A 3,074-nucleotide genomic window follows, 5' to 3' on the forward strand; every position below is an offset into this window, starting at 1 on the left:
TTCAACCAACTCCTCGCCGATCTCCAACTCGCCCAAAGCCTGACCTAAAAGGTACGCCGATCCTTTTCGTCGAACCGCGAAAAGGATCGGCGTACCTTTTAGCGGGTTGCTTTTTTGGCTTGGTTCCAGAGTTTGTCTTTTTGTTTTTGGGGGAGTTTGCAAAATTGGTCCCAGGAGAGTTTTGAGATTTTGAAAGCGCTGTTGATTCGGCCAACGATTTTTTTGTTGGCGCGGCGGAGAGCTTTTTCGGGGTCAATTTGTAAGAGGCGCGCGACTTGCACTAAAGTAAATAACGTATCCCCGAGCTCTTCCTCTTGATGGGCCTTGTTGGGTCGAGGCTTGAGAGTTTCTTTGAGCTCTTTCGCTTCCGACTGGAAATGCTTATAGGCGTCCGTCGCAGTCCCCCAATCGAAATTGATGGAACGAGATTTTTTTCCAATTTTAAATGCCGCAAGCAAAGACGGGAAGTTCTTCGGCATTTCGAAGATCTTCATTTTTTTATTTTCGTTCTTTTGACTTTCCCAAGCGGCGCTGACACCTTTGTCGGAGATCGTCTGGTTGGGATTTGCAAAAACATGGGGATGGCGCTCAATCATTTTTGCGCTGAGATGATGAACCACGTCCCCAAAGGAAAACTTTTTTTGCTCTTCGTACATCTGGCACTGGAAAATCACTTGAAACAGGAGATCCCCCAATTCCTCTAAAACATCCTGATCGGTTTTTTCGTGAATGGCGTCTTCGAGCTCGAGAGCTTCTTCGATGGCGTAAGGAGTCAGGCTTTGGGGTGTTTGTTTCTTGTCCCACGGACAGCCTTCGGGACTGCGAAGGGTGCGCATAATCTCTCTCAGATCTTCAATGGAATATGTTTTTGCCATTTCCAATAGGTAACAGTTCCCTTTTCGCATTGCAAAGCATGAAACTTCCGTGGCCAGGCATCATCATGCTTTGCAATACGAAAAGGGAACTGTTACCTATTAGGGATGAATTTTTATCTCATTAATCACACCACTTGGAAAGTTCCAAAAAAACTTCTGAACTGGGTTATGTCCGAGATTCAAAAAAGCCTCGAAAACAAGCACAAGATTCTTAGGGATTGTGAAGTGGGTCTGGTTTTTGTCAGCTCCTCAAAGATGACCGAGCTCAATTCTCAATTCCGCAAGAAGGACCGGGTGACCGATATTTTGAGTTTCGGTGGAGAAGGGCTGCAATTGGGAGAGTTAGTGATTTGCTCCGATGTTGTGAAGCGGCAAGCTCGAGAACACGGGCTCCATTCTTATGAAGAGTTGAGTTATTTATTATTGCATGGCATTCTCCATCTTTTGGGATACGACCACGAAACCAATGCACGTGATGCCAAAAAGATGATGACGTTGCAGGATCGTATTTTTGAAGGACTTCGAGATCAAAATATCCCAGCTAAAGCAGGAGCTACGAAAAATGGAAAATCAAAGTTCAAAAAAAGGGTTAGCGTCACAGTATCACGACGTCAAAAGTCAGATCAGCAAAATGGCCGAAAAGGTCGTCGAACTTAAGAGGTATCTTTGACCTCGATCAAAAGCTCAAACAACTCGAAGAGCTTCGTCACAAATCCGAGAATCCTCAAGTTTGGAATAATCCCGGGCAACTGCAAAAAATAAATCAGGAAATCTCAATCCTTCAAAAGATCTGCGACCAATGGAACGATCTTAATGGTCGAATGGAAGATTCTTTAGTTCTCCTCGAGATGGCGAAAGAGGCCGACGACGAGGCTTCGTTTCAGGAAGTGGTTCGAGACACCCAGGCCCTCTCGGCGGAGATCGACGATCTCGAGCTTAAAAAACTTCTCAGCGGCGAAATGGATGCCAACAGCGCTTACCTCTCCATCAACTCGGGAGCGGGGGGCACGGAAGCTTGTGATTGGGCGAGCATGCTCTTACGCATGTACACGCGCTATGCCGACAAACAGGGATTTAAAGCCGAAGTTCTCGAAATGACCGACGGAGATGGGGCCGGAATCAAATCGGTCACTTTACAAATCCAGGGACCCTACGCCTTTGGTTTTCTTAAAGCGGAGTCGGGAGTCCATCGTTTGGTGCGCATCAGTCCCTTCGACTCCAATGCGCGTCGCCACACCAGCTTTGCTTCGGTCTTCGCCTGGCCCGAGGTGGACGATGAGATTAAAATCGATATTAAGACCGAAGATCTCAAAGTCGACACCTATCGCGCGGGGGGAGCCGGTGGGCAGCACGTGAACAAAACGGACTCCGCCGTACGAATCACTCACATTCCCACGGGAATTGTGGTGCAATGTCAGAATGAACGAAGCCAGCACGCCAACCGCGATCGCGCCATGAAGATGTTACGGGCCGCGCTTTACGAAAAAGAGCTCGAAGAAAAGCAAAAAGAATTGGATAAGCTCAACTCGACCAAGCGGGCGAACGAGTGGGGAAGCCAAATCCGATCCTACGTGATGCATCCTTACAAAATGGTCAAAGATCATCGCACTGATTTCGAAACGAGTCAGGTGCAAGACATTATGGATGGCTACATTCAACCGTTTATTAACGCTTACTTAAAATCACAAATGGATACTCCTTAATGTTTTATTTTTGGGTGATCAGCAAATACATGCAAACCTGGAGACGTTTTTTTGACGTCACGGTGCTGCTCACTCTTTTAGGAATCATCATCGGTGTTGCGGTGATGATTGTGGCCATGGCCAGCTTTAGCGGATTTCAAGAAACACTTCAGCAGGCTTTGATCGAAGTGATCGGTGATGTTTCCATTTATAAGCAAGGTGGAAAGATTGACAATATCGAAGCTCTGGAGAAAGAGGTGGAGCCTTATATGGGCGACGCCGAAGGTGCGATGCGTTTTCTCTCTCAGGAATCTCTGTTTGCTTCCAAAGGAAAAATTTCTGCGGTTTTAGTTCAAGGCGTAGATAAAGAAACCGCTTACAAAGTTCTTAATATGGAAGGACGCAAAGTCTCCGGCCAAATCTCTTGGGCGCTGAAGGATGAAATTCCCGCCGCCTTTATCGGGAAAGATCTTTTAGCTAAAATGAATTTAAAAGTGGGGGACACCTTTCGCATCGT

General features: G+C 46.7%; 4 protein-coding genes. 3 read left to right on the forward strand and 1 reads right to left on the reverse strand.

Translation table 11 applies throughout. The annotated features are described in order from the left end of the window. Positions 1–98 precede the first annotated feature (98 nt). Positions 99–836, reverse strand: coding sequence for a nucleoside triphosphate pyrophosphohydrolase (gene mazG, locus K2Q26_15055; protein MBY0316837.1), 738 nt, complete (start codon positions 834–836; stop codon positions 99–101). 144 nt (positions 837–980) lie between these two features. On the opposite strand from mazG, the gene ybeY reads away from it, so the two are divergent. From ybeY to K2Q26_15070, 3 genes are all read left to right on the forward strand, one after another. After that, positions 981–1,532 carry an rRNA maturation RNase YbeY gene (gene ybeY / locus K2Q26_15060; protein ID MBY0316838.1) on the forward strand — a complete coding sequence of 184 codons (552 nt, stop codon included), beginning with the start codon at positions 981–983 and terminating at the stop codon, positions 1,530–1,532. Further along, positions 1,478–2,578 carry a peptide chain release factor 2 gene (prfB, locus tag K2Q26_15065; protein ID MBY0316839.1) on the forward strand — a complete coding sequence of 367 codons (1,101 nt, stop codon included), beginning with the start codon at positions 1,478–1,480 and terminating at the stop codon, positions 2,576–2,578. Before ybeY ends, prfB begins: the two co-directional genes overlap by 55 nt. Further along, positions 2,578–3,074 (forward strand): ABC transporter permease (locus K2Q26_15070; protein MBY0316840.1); only part of this gene is annotated, 497 nt, incomplete at its 3' end. The genes prfB and K2Q26_15070, both read left to right, overlap by 1 nt.

The sequence above is a fragment of the Bdellovibrionales bacterium genome (assembly GCA_019750295.1).
Lineage (GTDB): Bacteria > Bdellovibrionota > Bdellovibrionia > Bdellovibrionales > JAGQZY01 > JAIEOS01.

Excerpts from the sequence above, each read along its gene's own strand:
- mazG (MBY0316837.1), bottom strand. The coding sequence starts at position 836 with ATGCGCACCCTTCGCAGTCCCGAAGGCTGTCCGTGGGACAAGAAACAA.
- ybeY (MBY0316838.1), top strand. The coding sequence starts at position 981 with ATGAATTTTTATCTCATTAATCACACCACTTGGAAAGTTCCAAAAAAA.